We start from the raw sequence: 19885 nt of genomic DNA, 5'->3' as shown, positions 1-19885 counted from the left end.
GTAAAAGAGGCCGAGCAGTTATAAAACTGTAATAGTTACCCGATAGCATCTTCGCGATGCTTGGCGTGAGAGGTAGATACAGCATGAAAATCCCGTCCTGGCTGGAGCGAACAGCAACCGGATTGATGGATCAATACGTGGCGAAAGTGCCGCAATCAAAACCTGATCAAAGTGCGCTGGAAAAATGCAAGGTTGTCTCCCATCGTGGCGAACATGACAACCTGCATGTTAAGGAAAATACGATCGAGGCGTTTGAGCAGGCCGTAGATGCAGGCGTGTGGGGTATCGAGTGTGACATCCGCTGGACAGCCGATCTGCAACCGGTAATTTGTCATGATGATGATTGCTTGCGGGTGTTCAATCAGCCGACCCGGGTTGCTGATGTAACCTTGCAGGAGCTGCAACGTGTAGTGCCCGAGATCCCGACATTGGCAGAAGTAATCGACCGCTTTGGCAAAAACACACATTTGATGCTGGAAGTGAAGGCGGAGCCCCACCTCTCTCCCCGAAAACAAAAAGCGATTTTAAAGAGTATGCTACTCAATCTGGATCAGGTGGATGACTTTCACATCCTGGCCCTCAATCCTGAACTGTTTGAGCGCGTTTGTTTTCTGGATCGCAAGGCGCTGTTACCGGTGGCGGAATTGAATTTCAATGCCCTGAGCCTTTCTGCGTTGCAAAATGGCTACGGTGGCGTAACCGGGCACTTTTTGTTTTTGCATCAGGGTATTCTGGACAAGCACCGCGCTGCAAGCCAGAGTATCGGCACGGGATTTATCGCCTCTAAAAACGGCTTGTTTCGTGAATTGAACCGTGGTGTGGAATGGGTCTTCTCCAATGATGCAGTGAAAATTCAGGCATTGCGAGATCAATACCTCGGTCTATCCTGAGCAAGTTCTGTAGCCATTCAGGCACCGTTCATAAAACCCCTGTTACATTGAAGCCATTGTTACTTAACACAGCAATGGCTGTAGACACAGAGGATTATGGACATGACATCTCAATATTCTTATGCATCTGAAATTACCTATCCCGTATATTCTGACCGGCCTTCGCTGCATGAGTATGATATGGCGCATTCCTGGGAGGTGCTGTTTTCCCTCGTGCGTGACCGGGGGGTGGAACAGGCCGGTTGGGACAACGAATATCAGTTCAATGGTGATATCGAGTGGGTTGAAACGGACGTATTTGCCTTCTATGGATTGCGGGGGGCGGAATACGATATTTTCGCCAGTAGTGATGAAGATCCCGGTGAGCTGCGCCTTTATGATGACTATGGTGATGTGATTGCGTTTGATCAGGGTGGATCCTATGGCACGGATGAAATTGTTGGTTTTACGGCGCCCTACAGTGGCTGGTACTACATCAGTGCCGACTGGAAAAGCTCGGGTTGGTTTGGGGCAGACGATATGGTTAGTTTGTCCGTATTTGAGGATCTTGACCCGGGCTCAGGTGCGATAAGTGAAGCGGATTTCGATGACGCGATGACTGTTGCCAGATTGTATAACGCGGCATTTGATCGTCTACCGGATATTCAAGGGCTTAACTACTGGATTGATCAATATGATGGCGGTATGGCGCTGGTGGAAATGGCGGCTAACTTTTACAGTTCGGCGGAGTTTCACACACTCTATGGTCATCCATCCAACGGTGAATACGTCGATCAGCTGTATTTCAATGTGCTGGGGCGAAATGCAGATTCTGCCGGATTTGATTTTTGGGTAACCGAGCTGGAGACGGGTCTCTCACGGAGTGCTGCACTCGCGTATTTTTCGGAATCCGAAGAGAATATCCAGAACACCTCAGACACCTTGGCAAGTCTGACTGTGACTGATCAAGGTGTCTGGATATTCTAATGTTAGCTATTCCGATATTCCTGTATGCCGATTACGGCAGATGAATGACCCTTAAAGAATATAACGAGCCGTATCGAGATTGTAGGCCTCACACTCAAACCTGAGGCCGTCTTTCAAATCTTCATACTTATCGTTTATTTCCGGCAACGAGCCGATCACGGAAATATAGCAATCTACACAGGCTGCGAGTCCGTGCTTGTTCTCATTGGCCAGTCGTCCCCGGTAGGCCTGCAGCCGCGTAAGGCCCTGATTGGAGTAATTAACAAAATGATCCGGGCTGATGATGGGGGTGCCATCGGAGAGGTACTGGAAGATCAAGTCTCCGTGCAGGATATCAACGATACGGTCCGGACCGATGTTGATTCGTTGCGGGAGTTGCCGGGTGTCTTTTGCTGTTGATTCCAGGTTTTTCAGCCATTTGGGTAACAGTGCGTCATTCTGGCTGATCGCCAGGTTGGCAACCTGATTCCGAAACGGAGTTTTGATGCCTAGATTACAGAAGTGGGCGGCATCCAGCTTACGGAATTCCGTGGCCCACATGTTCACGACATTCGGATCGGTTTCATCAAACGGGTCAATCGTTGGCGTGCTGCGCCGCGTACCGGTGCCGATCTGATGTGTGGCTTTAACCTGTAGCATGTCTGTGTAGGACACGGTTTGGCCGGTTAGTGATTCGATCCGGTCTTTCAAAATATTTGCAAAGTAAGCAAACAGGAAAAAGACATGCACCCGTTCCCGGGTGTGCTTTACCAGAACTTCGCCCAATACCCCGGATCGGATTGCAGCACTATTCGGTATACTCTCTTTGATTCGGCCCATCGTATTTGTCCCCCTTTTGGCCCGGTTATGGAATCATTCCCTCACCTGGCGACTACGTACCGCAAACACCGCACTCGTTGAATGTGAGTTTTACTCTCTATCTGTTGCGCGAAATAAGGCTGGTTACCTTCAGACCAACCCAATTTTATGATTAAAATGTGCACTACTCAGCGATTATAGTGTTATGAACTTCTGGTTTCAGGGGCAAAATTATAGCCGATATAGGGTTTCCCCTAGATGGCAACGGTAGTTGGATTTGTCATAATCTCTGCTGTCTTGAGAAGCTTGCCCTGATGGGGGCTTTTCTGCCTTGAACATGGAATGAATAACGAGAGGGAAATCAATGCCGATTATCATCATGAGCGCTGACAATGGGGGCATTTCTGCCGCTCAACAGGCTGCAAATGCATCTCACCTGCCTACGCTGCAATCCCTGCAGCAAACAGCCAACCTGTCCCATATGACGACACCTCAACAAAACGTGGTGTCTTCAGTCAGTCAACAATTGGCGAGTGCCGAAACAGTCGCTGAATTACCGCTGCAATCCCTCACCAGTGCGATGGGATCTCCCAGTGGATTGTCTTATCAGGAGTTTTCTTACACGATTTCGCAGTCAGTAGGCGATAGCCGCAATGATGATACGTTCAGAGCGGTTGCTGGCAGTGTACTGAATGAGGTTCAGGGCTCGGGTTCGCAGGTTGTAATGGATACGCTTGAGCAAGTGGATTTACAAAATGTATCCGCACAGGAGCGAACTTCAGTGTTAAACGAATTGTTTTTCGGTGTCGATAATGGTGCCTTGAGCACCGAGGACGGCGAACGAATCGCCACCCAGCTTCAGGTCGCCGCCAATCCACTCACCCCCGAGGCCCCAACTCAGATAGAGCGTGTGATACTGACGGATGAAGACTCTGCGATTGCTATCGATATAAGCTCCCGCCGCTTCACGGGTACCAGCGGTATCGATAACATTCTGATTCAGGAGGGGGTCTCTGTTGAGCAATTGAACCTGCTTGGTGGAGAGGACAATGTTCATTTCGCGGGTAATGTTTCAGATTATGATGTGTCCTCTCAAGGTACGACTGCACTCTTTACACACCGGGAGACGGGGGCAGTAGTTGAAATGGCTGTGACTCAGGAGGCCAGTCAGATCTCATTCGCGGATGGCGTGACAGCTGCACTCAAGGTTAACACCGAACAACAGGCATTGCAGTTGGGCGAACAGTTGCTTAGCGGCCAACGTAGTCCAATTGAATTGGATGCCAGCCCCGAAAGTCGAACCACAATTGAGCATGTTATTCTCACTGATGAGGATAATGGTCAAGCGTTTCGGGTTGCGGATGATATTAAAAAACTTACTGGCTCAAATGGCATTGACCATATTGTTATCGAGGAAGGGGTGTCGATCACGCAACTCAATCTATTGGGTGACCACGATATTGTGGAGTTTGCCGGTGAAATAGATGATTACACCCTTTGGGCCGATGGAACTACAGTCAGTATTTTACATAATGAATCCGGAGCGGAAGTGAATCTCGCTGCAAGCGCTGGTGACAAGACCTTGGCCTTCAGTGATAGTTCGGGGCTTTTGAAAATTGATCCCGAAAAAAATGAAATCGGTTTTACGGAATTGAGTGAAGCTAATGTGCCGGGTGAAACTGATATTCTCACTTCTGCCGGTGACGAAGCGGGCCGAACCGAGTGGACCCAGATTCCTGAAGATGCAGCAATGTGGGGGCCCAGTGTCAACACTGAGCGTCATTTTAGCGGATGGACTGACGCCAATGGTGAGCTTTTGAATGACCGCGAGGCAAGTCGTCTGGTAGGGCAGCTGGTTTGGACACAGCGTTTGGGGGAGCATCAGAATCTGGGGGTAGAGGGCTTCCGTACCGAGTCCCAACAACAGCGTTATGATGCTTTGCAGCCTTTCATTGAATCCAACCCGGACTGGCAGACGCGTATCAATGCATTTATCAATGAACGGGCTTTGATGGAAGCGTCGGGCTTAGCTATTGGTGAACAGGCAACTTACGAGCCCTGGGGTTCTCACGGGTATGATTTTGAGAATCGGGCCGGGCAGAATCTCGTTGCCTATTGTGAAGCCCATAATCCAAACTGGGAATCGGACTTGAAAGACTATATTCAATCTTATCAAGAACTATACTTTGCTACAAAAGAGGAGCCTGATCGATCCAGTATTGATTTTAATTATTTTCAGGATTGCGCAACTACCATGACCGAGCAGGAGCTGGAACAACGCCTGGATTCGGTTCGGGAGGCAACCTACGAACAATTAATGGCAATTAAAGCCTCCGAAAAGGAAAAGCTGGATTATGAGATGGCGATAGCGGAACGGCAGGATAGTCGAATTACCGGAATCGATCCCGAATATTCTGTCAATCGTGACCGCGCTGCAGTAAATCTGGCTCGCTTTGAAATTGCCTTCAGCGACGCTGCCATAGCTTTGGCGGTTGAGCAAGCCGTTGCCAACGAGCGAGCTTTGTTTTCGGTAAGCGACACTTGATTACCTGAGCAAACATTTTGGTTGATGCCTTGAGTTCAATATCGTGAGCTCAAGGCATGAAAGGGTTCTAGTTTTGCTCTGTCTGCGTGGGATCTGCAGGGTTGTTTGCTTCATCTGTCGTGCTTGAATTATCTGTAGTACTTGGAATCAGGCTATCCCTGAACGCAGCCAGCCCCTCCTGGACGAGGTCGTAGGTTTTATCAACATTGTCTGCGATATCGCCTTCAAGTACACCCAGGCCGTCCAGTATATCTCTAGCTTCACTAAAGCCTTTATCAATACCGCCTCCGATAACCTCCAGAAAACGATCCACCTGTTCTTCAAGCTCCAGTTCGGGATGTTGCTCTTTATAAAGCGCAAAGAGCCCGGTTGAGAACTGGACGATTCGACCCGCAGTGGCCTCCGGTGATACATCGAGACCGCTTTCGTAACCTTTCTGAATGGCATCATCCCCGAGCTCCGCGCGCAGTTCCTCGTTGATGGCCTCGATAGCGGTTTTGTAAATCAGTGCCTGGGGTTGATCCTTGATACTCAGGCTCACTTCCTGATGTGCCCGCAAAATTTCGACGTTATAGGCTTTCTGGCGAGCCTGTGCGGAAATCTGTTGACCCGGCGCAGCCGCTTTTGCCTCTTCAGACCGTCCCCGTGATGCCGACTGGGCCTCAGGATCAGGCTTGGTTTTGGTTTGAACAGAGGAACTATCCTGCCGCGCAGGACTGGAAATCGCTGGACCCGAGCCAAAAGAAGAAATCGCCATCGTTCTCTCCCCAAACACAATCGTGCAGAAGTAGTGTCTATAAAATGAACAGTCTCCACGCCAGTATCCCCCGTTTCACACAAAGGGTCAACGGTGGCTACAAAACATTACTCTTTGCCGTTCTGTTTGGTTCTTAAACTTTTCGATGAAAATGTAAATATCGTGAGTTATTCAGCAGAAGTGGCTGTGAGCCATGATATGATTCTCTCCTGCTCGGGAATTTAAATGGTTGTATTTTGCACTTTTTTCTCCCGAAAAATATGGACATAACATTTTGATAAAGGATTTTCTATTATGACTTCCCCTACTGAAGTTCGTTCCCTATCTAATGCACTCGCTAAGAATCATCATTGTATTGTTGTGATGTCTCCTGAAGAGTTTTTGAATTTTGCGATCACTCAGAAGAGAAATCAGGGAATGACTAATATTCAAGTTTCTACTTGGCTCGATAGCTTAGTGGCTAACAGTGAAAAGGCATCCTCAGTTGCAAAAGCGCAATGGAATCAGAATAAAGCAACAGTGAAAGAAGGTGGGGCATATCTCCCAGTGCTATCTGATCTACTATCACTTGCAAAGCTTGCCCGTGAAATGCATAAAGGGGGACATATCCTCTCAAAATATAGCGTGAAAACATATAATGGTCGTGAATACGTCCTGTTGAAAGGATATCCCGGGTTAAGAAGCCAACTTACGGGCACTCGATATCTCGCTAGCAATCCAAAAGTGGTAAGTATGGGGATTGGTAAACTGGGCGCGAGTAATGCGATTAGAGGTGGAGTGGGTATTGCTGTTGTTTTTACAATTGCTTTTCACAGTATTGAACAGCTAATGAATGATAAGGCTACATGGCATGATTTCGTTGGAGGCGTATCTGTGGATCTTGCTTCAATTGCTGTCGGATCTGGTATCGCTTGGGGGGCGGTTGCTACGGTTGTGGGCACAAGTGCAATGGTAGCAATCGGGCCTATTGCTATTGTAGTGGTTGTTGGCATGGGAATAACTGTTGCTTTGAATGCTATAGGTGATCATTATAGGCTGTCTGATAGGTTAGCAGAGCTTTTGAAAGAATCAGAACAACGAATGCGTCATAACATTTCTGATATGAAAAGAGAGGTCATGCGAGGTCTGAATTATGCTGATGAAGATCCTGTTGGGTTCTTCCACCGATTGTTCGGGGTTCCGTACTTCGGGTACCAATGATGAATAGCAAACAAGCCGATATGCCTGAAGAAAGCGGTTTACTGTTTTCAGTGCGTGTTGTCGTGCTGATTGTGGCGCTTTTGGCACCAATTTACGTGTTCATATTTATTATGGGCGGAGATTTTCTGGAAAACTTAGAGCGTCTCCAGCGTGGAAGTATTTATGTATCGGTATCGAGTTGGGACTTGCCCTGTCTGATCAGTATCCCAGCGTTTTTGGCACTAGTTGCGGCATTACTTTTTCGTTTGTTCAAGGCAGCAACCGAGGTCAGAATTAATGCATGTCTTAAAATCGCGCTCGCATTTGCGGGGTTGGCTCTTTTTACCAAGCTAATTTATGGCTTTTCAGCTTCTTTCTACTTGCAAGACAAAGGTTATTCCGCATGTGCGCACTACTCGTCACCTTCTTTGATGAGCCCGGTTGTTTGGGTGAGCGATGCCGAGTTTTGTGTCCCGAATGCGGGCAAGGTTCGATCTGACGTATTGCTTTGGATGGACTCATTTGAGGATAAAAGTGACGTTTCATCCGGTATCGTCCGCAATAAAGTTGACAGTTTGATCAAAAGTTGGGAGATGAAAGAACGAGAAAAGTTTCCCGACTTGTATAGATAGGTTTCATATGTTTGAGTACCTATATGCGCAAAGTATCAGACAGTTAGATGATGGAATAATTTATGGTTCGTGTGGATTCTGGAATCGGATCTTCCGACTTCGAAGCAGTCTTGGATGGTCAGCATTTACAACCAAACGATGCGGATAAGTTATATGAGTTCTATGTTTCAGAAGTGTCAGGGCTTATTGGGGAGCCATACTCCTGTCCAGATCTGAAATATTATTTCGAAGAGACGTTAAAATAGTTTTATTTGCATGAATAAGGGATTGTTCGTCATATTGAGTACGGTAAATATTGGGGGCGGATTATTGCTGGTAATCACCATGATGAGCCGATTTTTTTTTGAAGTGATTACCGACTCGTATTTATCACCAAATAGCCCTTTACTTGGTTCCATATTTCTGGATGTTTTGATTCATCCTGCAGTAGCAGTGTTATATTCTGCTACAGTCTGTTTTTCAGTAGTCTATTGAAGTTTTTTGTCCTGATAATGAACAACGAACAAAGTGATCTGACTAGTGAAAGCGATTTTCTCTATTTTGCGTAAAGCGTCGATTTGCTCCGTTTCGTGACATGTCATCTAATTCCTATGGGATATTACGTCGCTGTTTTGGAGATGGGTGGCCCTTCTTGATATAGTTTGGGTAAGCTTAGCTAAATTAGAGGTGTGTGATGATTCAAGCAGATATTCATGAAGCAAAATCCAATCTCTCTAAACTGGCCGATCTAGCGCACGAGGGTGAAACGATTGTAATTGTAAAATCGGGAAAGCCCTATGTTGATTTGGTTCCCCACAATCCCAAACAAACCCGTGGGCCAGGCGGTTACGATTTAGATATAGCGGTATTTGATGTCGCAGACTCTGATATTGAATCCATGTTTTTTGATAGTGGTGTTGAATAAAAAATATACTAATTGACACATATGGCTTCCTGTGATGAATTGACAGTATTCGTCATTCACGTATAAGACATGGCTCAAATAATCCCCGCCTCCAAGCTCGCTGCCATGGTGAGTCCCAGTTCTTCACACTGGGTGATAAATTCTTCTTGAAATTCGCCCCTGCAGATTAGTGGGTCGGTGACTAATCGCCAGCGCAGCCCGGTGGTGATGCTTTCTATGGCGCGGCGGGTGCCGGTGCCATCGTGTCCGGCGCGGATGTAGAAGGTGAAGGGCAGGCCCTGGGTTTTTTCCAGGCAGGGGTAGTAGCATCTGTCGAACACATCTTTAATCAGGCCGGCCATGTAACCGAGATTTTCGGTGGTGCCGATGATAACCGCTTGAGCGGTGAGGATGTCTTCCGGTTGGGTATCCAGAGGGGGTTTGAAGATTACGTCTACATCGGTAATCTCGGGGTTGGTTGCGCCGTTTACGACTGCATCGACCATTCGTGTGGTGTTTTCAGAGGGGGCGTGAGCGATGATTAAAAGTTTTTTGGGGACAGGCATGATCAACACCATCCTTCAGTCGGCATTTGGAATGCGGTAATGGTCGAGAATGGGTTCAAATGCACCCTGTTGTTTCAGTGTGTTGAAACTGGTGTTGACCCGTTCCACCAACTTGGGGTCTGAGGATTTGTTGAAGGCGAGGTAATACGCACCATCTACGGTAAACGAGAAGGCCTTTTCAATTTGTGTCGTAGGCAGACCGTCCATACGCATATAGTAGGCAATGGATAAGTCCTGACCTACGGCCAGGTCAGCCCGGTTGGCAAACAGCATGCGGTAGCTCAAGACGCGTCGGTCAACAATTGTTGCTTTGTCTTCGGGGTAATAGTGATTGTTGAAAATAAACTGGGTGCTGGCATCTCCGTCTTGTAGAGCAAGGCGATAATGTTTGATGTCGGCTACGGAGTTGATCTGGATATCTTTGCGGGCACGCAGTTTGTACAGGTTTAATTCTCGATGGGCGATTGGACCAATCCAGTGAAACAGGTCTTCCCGTTCCGGGGTTCGGGTAATGGTGTAGATCAGCACATTATTCCGGTTTAAAGCCCGGCTATACACGCCTTTCCAGATCCCCAGACGAATTGTGTGGGATAGCTCTGCATGTTCCAGCGTTTTTTTTACGATTTCTGTTGCGAAGCCTTTGATCTCACCCTCTTCTTCGTAGTTATAGGGCGGCCAGTTTTCGGTGACGACCTCCACGGCGAAATCATCCGCAAGTGACGGGCAAGCAAGGGCTGTGAGCACGGTGATGGCTCCAAGCAACCTGGCTGTCACCACAAGCCATGGTGAGTGATTGGCTTTCTCGCGATTCATTTGTGGTACCTTACGCAGTAACGATCCGTTTACTTTGGTGTTGGTTTCCTATCCTCTGTCATGGTGGAATGATGTTTTTCAGTATTGCGTCTGACGAGGATTCACATTTTTAGGAGAATAACACGTCTTTCCGTAATGGAAAGAATGAATTGCTCGAAGCGGAATCGGGCGCACTATTTCGTTTATCCAGAATGTTTGCCTAATCCTGCAAATATCCCCGATATCTATTCCATATTTCCAGCGTACTGCTATTTTAGTTGAAAGCGGATTCGAGTGGTCGGATTCTATCCAGTTTTTCCCTGTAGCGCACCAGGAATATTCAATGCAGAAGGTGAACGGCTCCTGTCAAAATAAACTGGCTTCATTGTTGTCGTCACTGGCGGAGCGGGAAGGTCAAACAGAAACGGGGATTCCCGGCGTTTCGCTGTATCGCAAAAGTGCCCCGGAAGAGTCGCAACCCGTCGTTTACGACCCCTGCATCGTTATTGTCGGGCAAGGCCAAAAGCGTGGGTATCTGGGGGATCGACAATTTACTTATGATGCGAACCAGTATCTGGTGATCTCGGTTCCCATGCCTTTCATGTGTGAAGTTAAGCAGGCCAGCTTTGACCAGCCCTTTCTCGCGCTGGCACTGTCGGTTGATGTCTCGCTGATAGGCGAGTTGCTCATGACCATGTCTCAGGATCAGGTGCCGGTAGTATTGGATAGCATGCCCGACGCGGTAGGGGCGGAACCGCTTTCTGACGCCATCTTGACGCCAGCAGTCCAGTTGTTGAAGTCTCTCGAATCCCCATTGGATGCAAGTGTTCTGGGTCCACAATACGTGCGGGAAATTACCTACCGCATTCTGCTCGGTCCACTGGGGCCTGCATTGAAAGCGACAGTATTGCAAAACAGCCGATTCCATCACATCGCCAAGGTGATGAAGTACCTCCATGGCCATTATGGCGAAAACTGCTCGATTGAGAATCTCGCCCGAATGGCGAATATGAGCCAATCCTCTTTGCACCATCACTTTAAAGCGGTGACTACGGCGTCGCCGGTTCAATATTTAAAAAGTATTCGTTTGCACAAAGCTCGGGCGCTCTTGCTTCAGGGAGAGCACAATGCGAGTTCTGCCGCAGACCATGTGGGCTATTCCAGCAATTCCCAGTTCAGTCGTGAGTACAAGCGCTTTTTTGGTGTCGCGCCCAGTGCCGATATCGAACGCATACGTTAGCCCGTGTTATTCCAATAACGCATTTCAACAGGAGTTATCATGGCTTTTTCAATCAATATCAACGGCAAGCAACAAACGGTGGATGTAGAGGGAGATACCCCTTTGCTCTGGGTTATTCGTGACCATCTTCAGCTTACCGGAACCAAATTCGGGTGTGGCATGGCTCAGTGTGGTGCCTGTACGGTGCACTTGAATGGCCAACCCATTCGCTCATGCGTGACCCCTATCAGCAGTGTGACCGGACAGCAGATTACAACCATCGAGGGGTTATCCGGCGCAGCGGTTGCGAAAACCCATAAAGCTGTTGTTGATGCCTGGGAGGAGGTTGCTGTTGTCCAGTGTGGTTACTGTCAATCGGGGCAGATTATGTCTGCAGTCGCGCTATTGAGCTCGAATCCTGGACCAAGTGATCAGGAAATCGATCAGTATATGAATGGCAATATCTGTCGCTGTGCAACCTATGTACGGATTAAACAAGCGATAAAACAGGCATCCGGTACATTAGTTGCGCAAAACAACAGTACTGATTCACCGCTTTATTACGATGCGTTTGCCAGCAAGGGAAATGCGGACAAAACCGATACCCGGATAGGAGGCTAATTCATGTTTAAATCTGATCAGCAAGAACAAAGTTTGCCCGTAGCCGAATCGACCCCAGTGGCAAATATGCAATTGTCCAGACGGCAGTTTATGGTCACCGGTGTTCAGTCTGGAGCCGCCTTGATGTTGGGGGTGACCGTAGGACAGGAAGCCCTGGCAGCAACGGGAACACTGAAAGGTAACGCCGCCGCATTGCAGCCCAACGCGTTTGTCTGCATTACTCCTGATAATCAGGTTTGTATCACAATCAAACATCTGGAAATGGGGCAGGGAACCTTTACGGGTCTTGCCACGCTTGTTGCAGAAGAACTGGATGCCAGCTGGTCTCAGGTCACCTGTGAGGGGGCAGAAGCCAATGCCGGTAAATACGCCAACCTGGCATGGGGTAAATTTCAGGGAACCGGAGGCAGTACGGCTATTGCAAACGCGTTTATGCAAATGCGTGAAGCCGGTGCAAGTGCCCGGGCGATGCTGGTGTCTGCGGCCGCGAGCTTATGGCAAGTTCCAGCGCGGGAGATAAAGGTCAGCAATGGTATCGTCAGCCACCCAGCGTCCGGCAAACAATCGGAATTTGGTGCGCTTGCGGAGTTGGCGGCCATGCAGAAAATTCCGGACAAAGTGGTTCTGAAAACCCCGGATCAATTTACCCTGATTGGTAAAAAACTGCCCCGCAAAGATGTGGGTAAAACCACGGGGCAGGCACTTTACACGCAGGATATGCAGCAGCCGGGTACCTTGACAGCACTCGTCGCGCATCCTCCGCGCTTTGGTGCAAAAATGTTAAGCTTTGATGCCAGCGCAGCAGAAAAACAGAAGGGTGTCGTGGCCGTTGTGGCACTTGAGAACCGCGTGGCGGTTCTGGCCAAGGATTTTTGGCAGGCGAAAAAAGCACGGGATTTACTCGTGATCAAGTGGGATGAGCAGGCGGCCTTCAAGCAGAGTAGTGCCGATCTGTTGGCCGATTACAAAGCACTAGCAGACAAGCCAGGCCTTGTCGCTCACCAGACTGGCAGCATTGCACAAGGGTTTGATCAGGCGGATAAAGTCATTGAAGCGGAATATGCTTTCCCGTTTCTTGCTCATGCGGCGATGGAGCCGATGAACTGTGTTGTTCAATTGCGTAAACAGGGGGATAAAATTACAGGGGCTGAGCTTTGGTACGGTGCCCAACTGCATACCGGGGATCAAATGGCACTGGCTGGCTTGCTGAAAGTTGCTCCCGAGCAGGTCAAAATCAATACACTCTATGCGGGCGGCAGTTTTGGACGGCGCGCTAACTCAAAATCCGATTATGTTCTGGAAGCGGCGGAAATCGCTAAAGCCTATGGTGGTAACGTTCCGGTAAAACTGGTCTGGACCCGGGAAGACGATACCCGGGCGGGGTATTTCCGGCCCATGTACTTCCATAAATTAAAAGCAGGCCTCGATAAAAATGGCAACATTATCGCGTGGCAGCACCGTATTGTTGGGCAGTCCATTGTGAAAGGAACCGGCTTCGAGTTTCTGATCCAGAATGGAATTGACCACACTTCAGTGGAAGGCGCCTCAAACTTGCCTTATGCCATCCCGAATATGCAAGTGGAGTTACATTCTCCGGAGATTCCGGTGCCGGTGCTCTGGTGGCGGAGTGTTGGATCAACCCATACGGCCCATGCCACTGAAACCTTTTTGGACGAATTGGCCACTGCAGCGGGTAAAGACCCGGTAGCGTTGCGGATGTCCCTGCTGGAGCAGCATCCCCGGCACCGTGGTGTACTGAAAATGGCCGCCGAAAAAGCCAATTGGACTGCAGCCTTGCCAGAAAACCACTATCGAGGCGTTGCTGTGCATAAGTCTTTCGGTACTTACGTTGCTCAGGTGGTTGAAGTGTCCCGTCAGGGGGATGCCTTCAAAGTCGAAAAAGTAACCTGTGCTGTAGATTGTGGTGTACCCGTGAATCCGGATATCATCAGAGCCCAGATGGAAGGTGGCATCGGATTTGGATTATCGCCTGCGATGATGAGTGCCATTACCTTCGATCAGGGGCGTGTGGTGGAGAGTAATTTCCATGATTATCAGGTACTGCGGGCGGCCCAGATGCCGAAGATCGATGTCCATATCGTTGCATCAGCCGAGCCTCCTTCCGGTGTCGGCGAACCGGGAACGCCCGTGGTTGCCCCGGCACTAGCGAATGCAATAGCGGCTGCCAGTGGTCGCTGGATGCGTGACCTGCCCATGCAGGTGGAATTTGTGTAAAAAGAAAGACGGGCAGAAAATACAGGTTGGGTGAGATCATTGAAACCAGAAGATTCAACGTTAATACAGTCCTCAGAAGCGTCAGGTTTTTCATCTACGACGGTGGCGACCCCGGTGCTGCCGTTTACCGATGCCTTTGTTGACGATATTCGCAGCACGGCCTGGGTATGGAATCAGGCGGGATTGGGGATTGCGCTGATCACGCTGGTTAATGTTGAAGGTTCGTCTCCCCGACCTGTGGGCAGTCAAATGGTGGTGAATGAACGGGGAGAATATGCCGGATTAATTTCCAGCGGCTGTGTTGAATCCGCACTGGTCCATGAAGCGGTGTCGTTGCTCCGCAGCGAAGCGCCGGAGCAACGATTGATTCGCTATGGTCGTGACTCCGATTATTTTGATATCCAGCTCCCTTGCGGATCGGGTATCGATGTCCTGATTCTCACGCGTCCTGAAAGCAATTGGTTCACGCCGCTGTGTTCTGCATATCAGAAGCGTTTGCCGGTTGAATGGTCATGGAATGTATCGGAGGCTAGGCTGAACCATCTACATCAAGTGCCGCTGGACAATGCTAATCCGGGCCCGGGGCATTCTGCGCCATCATCTCGCCAGTGGTCTCGTCTTGAGGTTGAGCAAAAACTTGCGAATTTCAGTAAATCCTACAGACCCAGACAACGGGTTGTGGTGGTCGGGCAGGGAGCGATCTTCGACTATTTTTTAAACCTGGCCCGGGCTTTTGACTGGCATTTGGTCGCCTATTCTTCCCAGTTTACGGTGCCCTGTGAGAATGCCAATTGCGTCTTTTTACCCTTGAACTCACCTGCTCAGTTCGCCCCTGATGATCTGGATCCGTGGACTGCCGTTATTTTACTTTCCCATGATCACGATTGGGAAGTGCCGATTCTGAAACAGGTTTTATCCCGTAATGTGGGGTTGATTTCTGCGCTGGGTAGCCGTAAAACCCATGAAACCCGCAGGAATTTATTACGCATCGAGGGCATTAGCGATACTGATATCGCGCGGATTAACGGCCCCGCCGGTTTGAACATCGGCGGACAGACACCTCCGGAGATTGCACTCTCGATTGTGGCAGAAGTCGTCTCAAGCGCAAATATGCGCTACTATTCGGGCATCTGAAGCTGATAATTCAAAAACGCCCATGACCCTTGATCAACTCCAATCGATGTATGCTGCAGCGGAGCTTGCTGCTGTGAATATTCTGCCGAATGCCTCCAGTGCGGGGGAGTGGGTGCTACTGGTCAAGGATAAACAGGGGAAAAGCCACTTTTTGGTTGCTGGAGATGAAAAGGTGCAAAGCTTCAGTTCAATTGATGCGGCCAGTGTGGTCGTCCGTGAAATCGGCTTCAAGCGGGCGAAGCTTTTTCTTTGATTGTACGCTCGGAGAGCATGACTCGATGGTGGATAACGTAAAGGATGCGAATGGGAAATTATCACCGGTTTCCCGCTGTGGCTGGTGTGGCGAAGATCCACTCTACACCGATTACCATGACCATGTCTGGGGACGGCCTGTTTATGATGCAATTGAGCTGTTTGAAAAACTGTGTCTGGATGGCCAGCAGGCGGGCTTGAGCTGGATTACCATTCTGAAAAAACAGGGAACCTACCGGAATGCCTATGCGCAATTTGACCCGGAACAGATTGCACGATATACAGATCAGGATGTTGAGCGCTTATTAACAGACCCCGGCATTATTCGCAATCGCTTGAAAGTGAATTCAATCATTAAAAACGCCCGAGCCTATTTGAGCATGGCGGCGGAGGGGATCGACTTCAGTCATTTTTTGTGGGCTTTTGTCGACCATGTTCCGATTCAGAATCGCTGGCAGTCGTTGAGTGAAGTGCCGGTCATGACACCGGCTTCCGAGGCGATGTCAAAAGCCCTCAAGAAAAGAGGATTTACGTTTGTCGGCCCGACAATTTGTTACGCTTTTATGCAGGCGGTCGGCATGGTCAATGATCATCTCGAACATTGTCTTGCCTATCAGGATTGCCTTGATCTTGGTATGTCGGCTCAGCAGCAGGATTGATTCAATCCGGTGCTGCTGATCCGATCCTGGCGGGATGAGTTGTTTCTACCAGCTGTAGTCTACGGTATAAGTCATCACTGATGTGCTGTTCGCAGGAATACTGACTTCCGTGCTAATGGTGCCCGCATCATCCTGTTGCCATTTGGTCTGACTGCTAATGTTGTATTCTGGCCCCCGATATAAATGTTCGACCACTTTCACGGATACGCTTTCGGCTTTGCGGTTGGTCAGCGTGATTTTGAAGGTTTCTCGCGCCTGTCGCTGGGAACTGTGTACCGTGAACTCTGTCTGCTTTCGTTCCCCTTTGACATCAAATGCACTTCCGGTGAAGACCTTGACGGTTTCCTCCCGAGCGGTGTGATCAATCCTGTTTTCACCGGTGAAGATCAGACTGCCGTCGTCGTCTTGTTCATAGAATCGAATTCGTCCTGAAGGCAGAGGTTTCCCCAGTCCGTTTTTGGCAGAATTCTCGAAAACCTTGTAAATGTTCACGGCATCGTTGCCACGGGCACCAAAGTCCCGCTGTGTCCGAATGTATTCGCTATTGAAGTTGTAGGGCAGGTTGGCGCCATCATAGACCAGTTCCGTTTGGTAGCTGATATTCTGACCGCTTAGAAACTGAATCTGTTTGGTTTGCCCGGCCTGCAAGTCAACCGGATAGGGGACAGTGTACATGTGGAATTCATCGATACTTTTTTCTGTCACGGCTGGCATACTTTCCGCTACGGCCATTTTCATCCGGTATTGACCGGACATGTCGCGACCTTCTGCCAGCTTGTTCACTTCACCGGCAACGAGCTTCAAGTTACTTTTTTCAAAGTCTTTACCCGAGTAATTGCGGATGGTCATCCAGCCGGCGGCGTCCAGTTTAGTATCCGAACGTTCAATGAAATTATAGGCGGCATCCCAGCCGAAACCGCGGGTAATATAACTCAAGCTGGCATCGGCTTTGCCGGACTTGCTGGAGAAAAGTTGCCAGTCCAGTTGTGGCTTTAACACGCTCTGATCTTTTATGGGGGGGAACAGTGGCGTGCCGGGCAAGCCAAAATTAACTTTACCATCCCATTCAACAATGGCATCCATCGGGTCTGCTTGCATGCCGCCAGATTCAGGTGCTCGGATAATTTTTCCCCGCTTGATGGTCTGGTGATCGTCATAGCGCACGATAAATTCAATCTCCTGACCTTCGTATTGTTGCAACAGCCGGACCTGATCCAATGGTGAGCCTTGATAGTTTTGTTCCTTGATGATCAGGTTCCATCCCGTCTGCCCGGTGCTGAGCATGACTGATGAAGGCTCGAGATGCCGGGTTATATCCTGAAATGCAACGGCGTTTTCACCAGTTTTCAGGTTCAGTGTGATGTTGTCCTGAACCACGGCAAAATCACTGTACAGTGTCAGGTTACTTGCCTGGGAGGCCGTTCCAGTACAGGCGATGATCGTCGCAAGCAGTTTTGGAGTGAGTTGTTTGGTGCCATTCATAATTCGTCCTTTCTGTGAGGCTCGACTATATTGAGAACAATACAGATGAACATGAAAACAATATAACCTACGCCGAGAGCCCGAGTCGGTTGATATTGTTAGGGATGTCTCGGGATCAATAGCGAAAAAGATAACCGGTAATTGTTGATACGACCTATCCCAGGGGTCACTGATTGAGAGTATAATCCATCCTGTTTTGAAAACTTGGGCTTGAGCCATTACAACGAGATTAATTCTTGTTAATGGTCACTCTTCTTATCTACTTATCCGGGGATAACGTCTTGAAAATAGGAATACTCTCGCGTAATCCAGATTTATACTCCACGCGTCGATTGGTCGAAGCGGGGCAGAAACTGGGACATGAAGTTGAAGTAATTGATACGCTGCACTGTTATATGAATATCGCAGCCCACGCGCCAACAATCCACTACAAGGGAGAGGAGCTGGTCGGGTTTGATGCTGTGATACCACGTATCGGTGCCTCGATCACATTTTATGGTACGGCTGTTTTGCGGCAGTTCGAAATGATGGGGGTCTACCCGCTGAACGAGTCTGTGGCGATCAGTCGATCCCGGGATAAACTGCGATCGTTACAGCTGTTGTCACGCAAAGGTATTGGCATGCCCGTGACCGGGTTCGCCCATAAACCAGATGATGTGCAGGATCTCATCAAAATGGTGGGAGGTGCACCCCTGGTTATAAAATTGCTGGAAGGTACTCAGGGAATTGGTGTTGTTTTGGCCGAAACCAAAAAAGCAGCAGAGAGTGTGATCGAGGCTTTTATGGGCCTGAAGACCAATATTTTGGTGCAAGAATTTGTCAAAGAAGCCGATGGTGCAGATATACGCTGTCTCGTTGTTGGTGACAAAGTGGTCGCGGCGATGAAACGTCAGGCCCAACCCGGTGAGTTTCGCTCCAATCTCCATCGGGGCGGAACCGCCAGTGTGGTTCGTATTACGCCAGCTGAACGGGCTACGGCGGTTCAAGCTGCAAAAGTTATGGGCTTGAATGTGGCGGGGGTGGACTTACTGCGCTCATCATCTGGTCCAAAAGTGATGGAAGTAAACTCATCTCCCGGCCTGGAGGGCATTGAAGCCTCAACCGGTAAAGATGTTGCTGGCATGATTATTAAATTTATCGAAAAGCAGATTGATATTAAAACCAACCCTTTGAGCCGAACACGTACCCGTGGCAAGGGGTAAGGTTATAGATTGGGTAGTATGTTATGAACGTTGAGCCATTCGAGTTTTTGGGAGAGCATGTTGCGCCGGGTAAACGAAGTCGTTTCGAGCTACCGATCGGGCAGCTCTATACCCAATCTGAGGTCAGTATTCCTATCGAGGTGTTACACGGTAAGCACCCCGGGCCGACGTTATTGATTTGCGCCGCAATTCACGGTGATGAACTGAATGGTATCGAAATTATCCGGCGTGTACTCGGGGCCTCATGGTTGCGCAATCTTCGTGGCACATTGATTGCCGTGCCGATTGTCAATGTGCTGGGGTGTATTCATCGATCCCGCTATTTGCCGGATCGCCGTGATTTGAATCGCTGTTTTCCCGGTTCTGAGAAAGGGTCGCTCGCAGCGCGGATCGCGCATCAATTCACGACATTGGTGTTGTCTCACGCAGATTATGCAATCGATTTGCATACGGGAGCGTTGGATCGAAGTAATCTTCCCCAAATTCGAGTTCATCTTGATAATGAGCGGGCAGCCTGGATGGCCCGGGCATTTGGTGTGCCGGTAATCATTGATGCAGAAATTCGAGATGGCTCCTTCCGCGGCACCGGGGATGATCTTGGCGTGCCAATCATTACCTACGAGGCAGGTGAGGCGCTGCGATTTGATGAAACATCAATCGCAGCAGGTGTCCGGGGTATCCGGCGAATCATGGAAGACCTGGAGATGATCGTCCGCCGCAAACAGGGAAGACCCGAAATTCAACATGTCTTGGCCCGTTCTACTTCATGGGTGCGGTCACCCTCAGATGGCTTCTTGCGGGCCATCAAACCGCTGGGCAGCCGGGTTGCGAAGGGCGAGTTACTGGCCATGATAAACGGACCATTGGAGACCACAGGACAGCCGATTGAAGCACCGTTCTCCGGGATTATTATCGGTCGCAGCAACCTTCCGTTGGCCCATGAGGGCGAGGCAATTTTCCATATCGCCCGTTTTGAAAAAGTGGCCCTGGCTGAAAAAGCGGTAGACAATTTCCAACTCCGACTTGAAGAGCAGGTTGCTTCTAATGATGAGGCGATTACCTAGGGCCGTTTT

The 19885-nt window shown here is 49.3% G+C and carries 19 protein-coding genes; 14 read left to right on the top strand and 5 right to left on the bottom strand.

Annotated elements, in window-relative coordinates; translation table 11 throughout:
- The first annotated feature begins 83 nt into the window (after window positions 1-83).
- Both OLMES_RS25445 and OLMES_RS25440 read left to right on the top strand, forming a co-directional pair.
- The gene (locus OLMES_RS25445) at window positions 84-890 is read left to right on the top strand and encodes a glycerophosphodiester phosphodiesterase (RefSeq protein WP_157678592.1); all 807 of its coding nucleotides are present in this window, start codon (window positions 84-86) and stop codon (window positions 888-890) included.
- A 102-nt stretch (window positions 891-992) separates the two neighbouring features.
- Window positions 993-1856 (top strand): DUF4214 domain-containing protein, encoded by an 864-nt coding sequence (locus tag OLMES_RS25440; RefSeq protein ID WP_198343126.1) that lies wholly within the window; start codon window positions 993-995, stop codon window positions 1854-1856.
- Between the two features lie 51 nt (window positions 1857-1907).
- Here the strand turns inward: OLMES_RS25440 and OLMES_RS25435 are convergent, their stop codons facing one another.
- Window positions 1908-2675: a hypothetical protein gene (locus OLMES_RS25435; protein WP_087463836.1), complete on the bottom strand. Its 768-nt coding sequence runs from the start codon at window positions 2673-2675 to the stop codon at window positions 1908-1910.
- A gap of 343 nt (window positions 2676-3018) precedes the next feature.
- Here OLMES_RS25435 and OLMES_RS25430 point away from each other — a divergent pair, with 343 nt between their 5' ends.
- The gene (locus OLMES_RS25430; protein ID WP_087463835.1) at window positions 3019-5199 is read left to right on the top strand and encodes a hypothetical protein; all 2181 of its coding nucleotides are present in this window, start codon (window positions 3019-3021) and stop codon (window positions 5197-5199) included.
- 67 nt (window positions 5200-5266) lie between these two features.
- Here the strand turns inward: OLMES_RS25430 and OLMES_RS25425 are convergent, their stop codons facing one another.
- Complete coding sequence (locus OLMES_RS25425; protein ID WP_087463834.1) at window positions 5267-5956, bottom strand: DUF5610 domain-containing protein; 690 nt, start codon at window positions 5954-5956, stop codon at window positions 5267-5269.
- 294 nt (window positions 5957-6250) lie between these two features.
- Here OLMES_RS25425 and OLMES_RS25420 point away from each other — a divergent pair, with 294 nt between their 5' ends.
- The 3 genes from OLMES_RS25420 (at window position 6251) to OLMES_RS25405 (ending at window position 8671) form a co-directional block, all read left to right on the top strand.
- Window positions 6251-7156 carry a hypothetical protein gene (locus OLMES_RS25420; RefSeq protein WP_087463833.1) on the top strand — a complete coding sequence of 302 codons (906 nt, stop codon included), beginning with the start codon at window positions 6251-6253 and terminating at the stop codon, window positions 7154-7156.
- The gene (locus OLMES_RS25415) at window positions 7153-7767 is read left to right on the top strand and encodes a hypothetical protein (RefSeq protein ID WP_157678590.1); all 615 of its coding nucleotides are present in this window, start codon (window positions 7153-7155) and stop codon (window positions 7765-7767) included. The genes OLMES_RS25420 and OLMES_RS25415 overlap by 4 nt, the downstream gene beginning before the upstream one ends.
- Window positions 7768-8440: 673 nt before the next feature.
- Window positions 8441-8671 carry a type II toxin-antitoxin system Phd/YefM family antitoxin gene (locus OLMES_RS25405; RefSeq protein ID WP_232465211.1) on the top strand — a complete coding sequence of 77 codons (231 nt, stop codon included), beginning with the start codon at window positions 8441-8443 and terminating at the stop codon, window positions 8669-8671.
- 74 nt (window positions 8672-8745) lie between these two features.
- Here the strand turns inward: OLMES_RS25405 and OLMES_RS25400 are convergent, their stop codons facing one another.
- Entirely contained in the window at window positions 8746-9216 is a 471-nt protein-coding gene (locus OLMES_RS25400) for a flavodoxin family protein (protein WP_087463829.1), read from the bottom strand.
- Window positions 9217-9231: 15 nt separating this feature from the next.
- Window positions 9232-10029, bottom strand: a complete 798-nt coding sequence (locus OLMES_RS25395; RefSeq protein WP_087463828.1) for a substrate-binding periplasmic protein — start codon at window positions 10027-10029, stop codon at window positions 9232-9234.
- Between the two features lie 322 nt (window positions 10030-10351).
- Between OLMES_RS25395 and OLMES_RS25390 the strand changes: the two genes are divergently transcribed.
- Genes OLMES_RS25390 through OLMES_RS25365 form a run of 6 tightly spaced genes read left to right on the top strand, consistent with a single transcriptional unit; the run spans window position 10352 to window position 16128 of the window.
- Window positions 10352-11248, top strand: coding sequence for an AraC family transcriptional regulator (locus OLMES_RS25390; RefSeq protein WP_087463827.1), 897 nt, complete (start codon window positions 10352-10354; stop codon window positions 11246-11248).
- Between the two features lie 39 nt (window positions 11249-11287).
- Window positions 11288-11848, top strand: a complete 561-nt coding sequence (locus tag OLMES_RS25385; RefSeq protein WP_087463826.1) for a (2Fe-2S)-binding protein — start codon at window positions 11288-11290, stop codon at window positions 11846-11848.
- A gap of 3 nt (window positions 11849-11851) precedes the next feature.
- Complete coding sequence (locus OLMES_RS25380) at window positions 11852-14083, top strand: xanthine dehydrogenase family protein molybdopterin-binding subunit (RefSeq protein WP_232465210.1); 2232 nt, start codon at window positions 11852-11854, stop codon at window positions 14081-14083.
- Between the two features lie 39 nt (window positions 14084-14122).
- On the top strand, window positions 14123-15217 hold the full coding sequence (locus OLMES_RS25375) for an XdhC family protein (protein ID WP_198343125.1): 1095 nt from the start codon (window positions 14123-14125) through the stop codon (window positions 15215-15217).
- A gap of 22 nt (window positions 15218-15239) precedes the next feature.
- Window positions 15240-15470: a hypothetical protein gene (locus tag OLMES_RS25370; protein ID WP_087463824.1), complete on the top strand. Its 231-nt coding sequence runs from the start codon at window positions 15240-15242 to the stop codon at window positions 15468-15470.
- Window positions 15471-15495: 25 nt separating this feature from the next.
- Window positions 15496-16128: a DNA-3-methyladenine glycosylase I gene (locus OLMES_RS25365; protein WP_087463823.1), complete on the top strand. Its 633-nt coding sequence runs from the start codon at window positions 15496-15498 to the stop codon at window positions 16126-16128.
- Window positions 16129-16173: 45 nt separating this feature from the next.
- Here the strand turns inward: OLMES_RS25365 and OLMES_RS25360 are convergent, their stop codons facing one another.
- Window positions 16174-17610: a DUF4139 domain-containing protein gene (locus tag OLMES_RS25360; protein WP_157678588.1), complete on the bottom strand. Its 1437-nt coding sequence runs from the start codon at window positions 17608-17610 to the stop codon at window positions 16174-16176.
- 281 nt (window positions 17611-17891) lie between these two features.
- Between OLMES_RS25360 and rimK the strand changes: the two genes are divergently transcribed.
- The gene (gene rimK / locus OLMES_RS25355) at window positions 17892-18812 is read left to right on the top strand and encodes a 30S ribosomal protein S6--L-glutamate ligase (RefSeq protein ID WP_087463821.1); all 921 of its coding nucleotides are present in this window, start codon (window positions 17892-17894) and stop codon (window positions 18810-18812) included.
- A gap of 23 nt (window positions 18813-18835) precedes the next feature.
- Window positions 18836-19876 (top strand): succinylglutamate desuccinylase/aspartoacylase family protein, encoded by a 1041-nt coding sequence (locus OLMES_RS25350; protein WP_087463820.1) that lies wholly within the window; start codon window positions 18836-18838, stop codon window positions 19874-19876.
- Window positions 19877-19885 lie beyond the last annotated feature (9 nt).

Source organism: Oleiphilus messinensis, assembly GCF_002162375.1.
Taxonomy (GTDB): domain Bacteria; phylum Pseudomonadota; class Gammaproteobacteria; order Pseudomonadales; family Oleiphilaceae; genus Oleiphilus; species Oleiphilus messinensis.
The sequence above is the reverse complement of the archived record's forward strand: the minus strand, read 5'-3'. Positions and strand labels throughout refer to the sequence as shown.

Excerpts from the sequence above, each read along its gene's own strand:
- OLMES_RS25445 (WP_157678592.1), top strand. The coding sequence starts at position 84 with ATGAAAATCCCGTCCTGGCTGGAGCGAACAGCAACCGGATTGATGGAT.
- OLMES_RS25420 (WP_087463833.1), top strand. The coding sequence starts at position 6,251 with ATGACTTCCCCTACTGAAGTTCGTTCCCTATCTAATGCACTCGCTAAG.
- OLMES_RS25370 (WP_087463824.1), top strand. The coding sequence starts at position 15,240 with ATGACCCTTGATCAACTCCAATCGATGTATGCTGCAGCGGAGCTTGCT.
- OLMES_RS25360 (WP_157678588.1), bottom strand. The coding sequence starts at position 17,610 with ATGAATGGCACCAAACAACTCACTCCAAAACTGCTTGCGACGATCATC.
- OLMES_RS25350 (WP_087463820.1), top strand. The coding sequence starts at position 18,836 with ATGAACGTTGAGCCATTCGAGTTTTTGGGAGAGCATGTTGCGCCGGGT.
- OLMES_RS25395 (WP_087463828.1), bottom strand. The coding sequence starts at position 10,029 with ATGAATCGCGAGAAAGCCAATCACTCACCATGGCTTGTGGTGACAGCC.
- OLMES_RS25405 (WP_232465211.1), top strand. The coding sequence starts at position 8,441 with ATGATTCAAGCAGATATTCATGAAGCAAAATCCAATCTCTCTAAACTG.
- OLMES_RS25425 (WP_087463834.1), bottom strand. The coding sequence starts at position 5,956 with ATGGCGATTTCTTCTTTTGGCTCGGGTCCAGCGATTTCCAGTCCTGCG.
- OLMES_RS25400 (WP_087463829.1), bottom strand. The coding sequence starts at position 9,216 with ATGCCTGTCCCCAAAAAACTTTTAATCATCGCTCACGCCCCCTCTGAA.
- OLMES_RS25380 (WP_232465210.1), top strand. The coding sequence starts at position 11,852 with ATGTTTAAATCTGATCAGCAAGAACAAAGTTTGCCCGTAGCCGAATCG.
- OLMES_RS25440 (WP_198343126.1), top strand. The coding sequence starts at position 993 with ATGACATCTCAATATTCTTATGCATCTGAAATTACCTATCCCGTATAT.
- OLMES_RS25430 (WP_087463835.1), top strand. The coding sequence starts at position 3,019 with ATGCCGATTATCATCATGAGCGCTGACAATGGGGGCATTTCTGCCGCT.
- OLMES_RS25390 (WP_087463827.1), top strand. The coding sequence starts at position 10,352 with ATGCAGAAGGTGAACGGCTCCTGTCAAAATAAACTGGCTTCATTGTTG.
- OLMES_RS25365 (WP_087463823.1), top strand. The coding sequence starts at position 15,496 with ATGGTGGATAACGTAAAGGATGCGAATGGGAAATTATCACCGGTTTCC.
- OLMES_RS25415 (WP_157678590.1), top strand. The coding sequence starts at position 7,153 with ATGATGAATAGCAAACAAGCCGATATGCCTGAAGAAAGCGGTTTACTG.
- OLMES_RS25385 (WP_087463826.1), top strand. The coding sequence starts at position 11,288 with ATGGCTTTTTCAATCAATATCAACGGCAAGCAACAAACGGTGGATGTA.
- OLMES_RS25435 (WP_087463836.1), bottom strand. The coding sequence starts at position 2,675 with ATGGGCCGAATCAAAGAGAGTATACCGAATAGTGCTGCAATCCGATCC.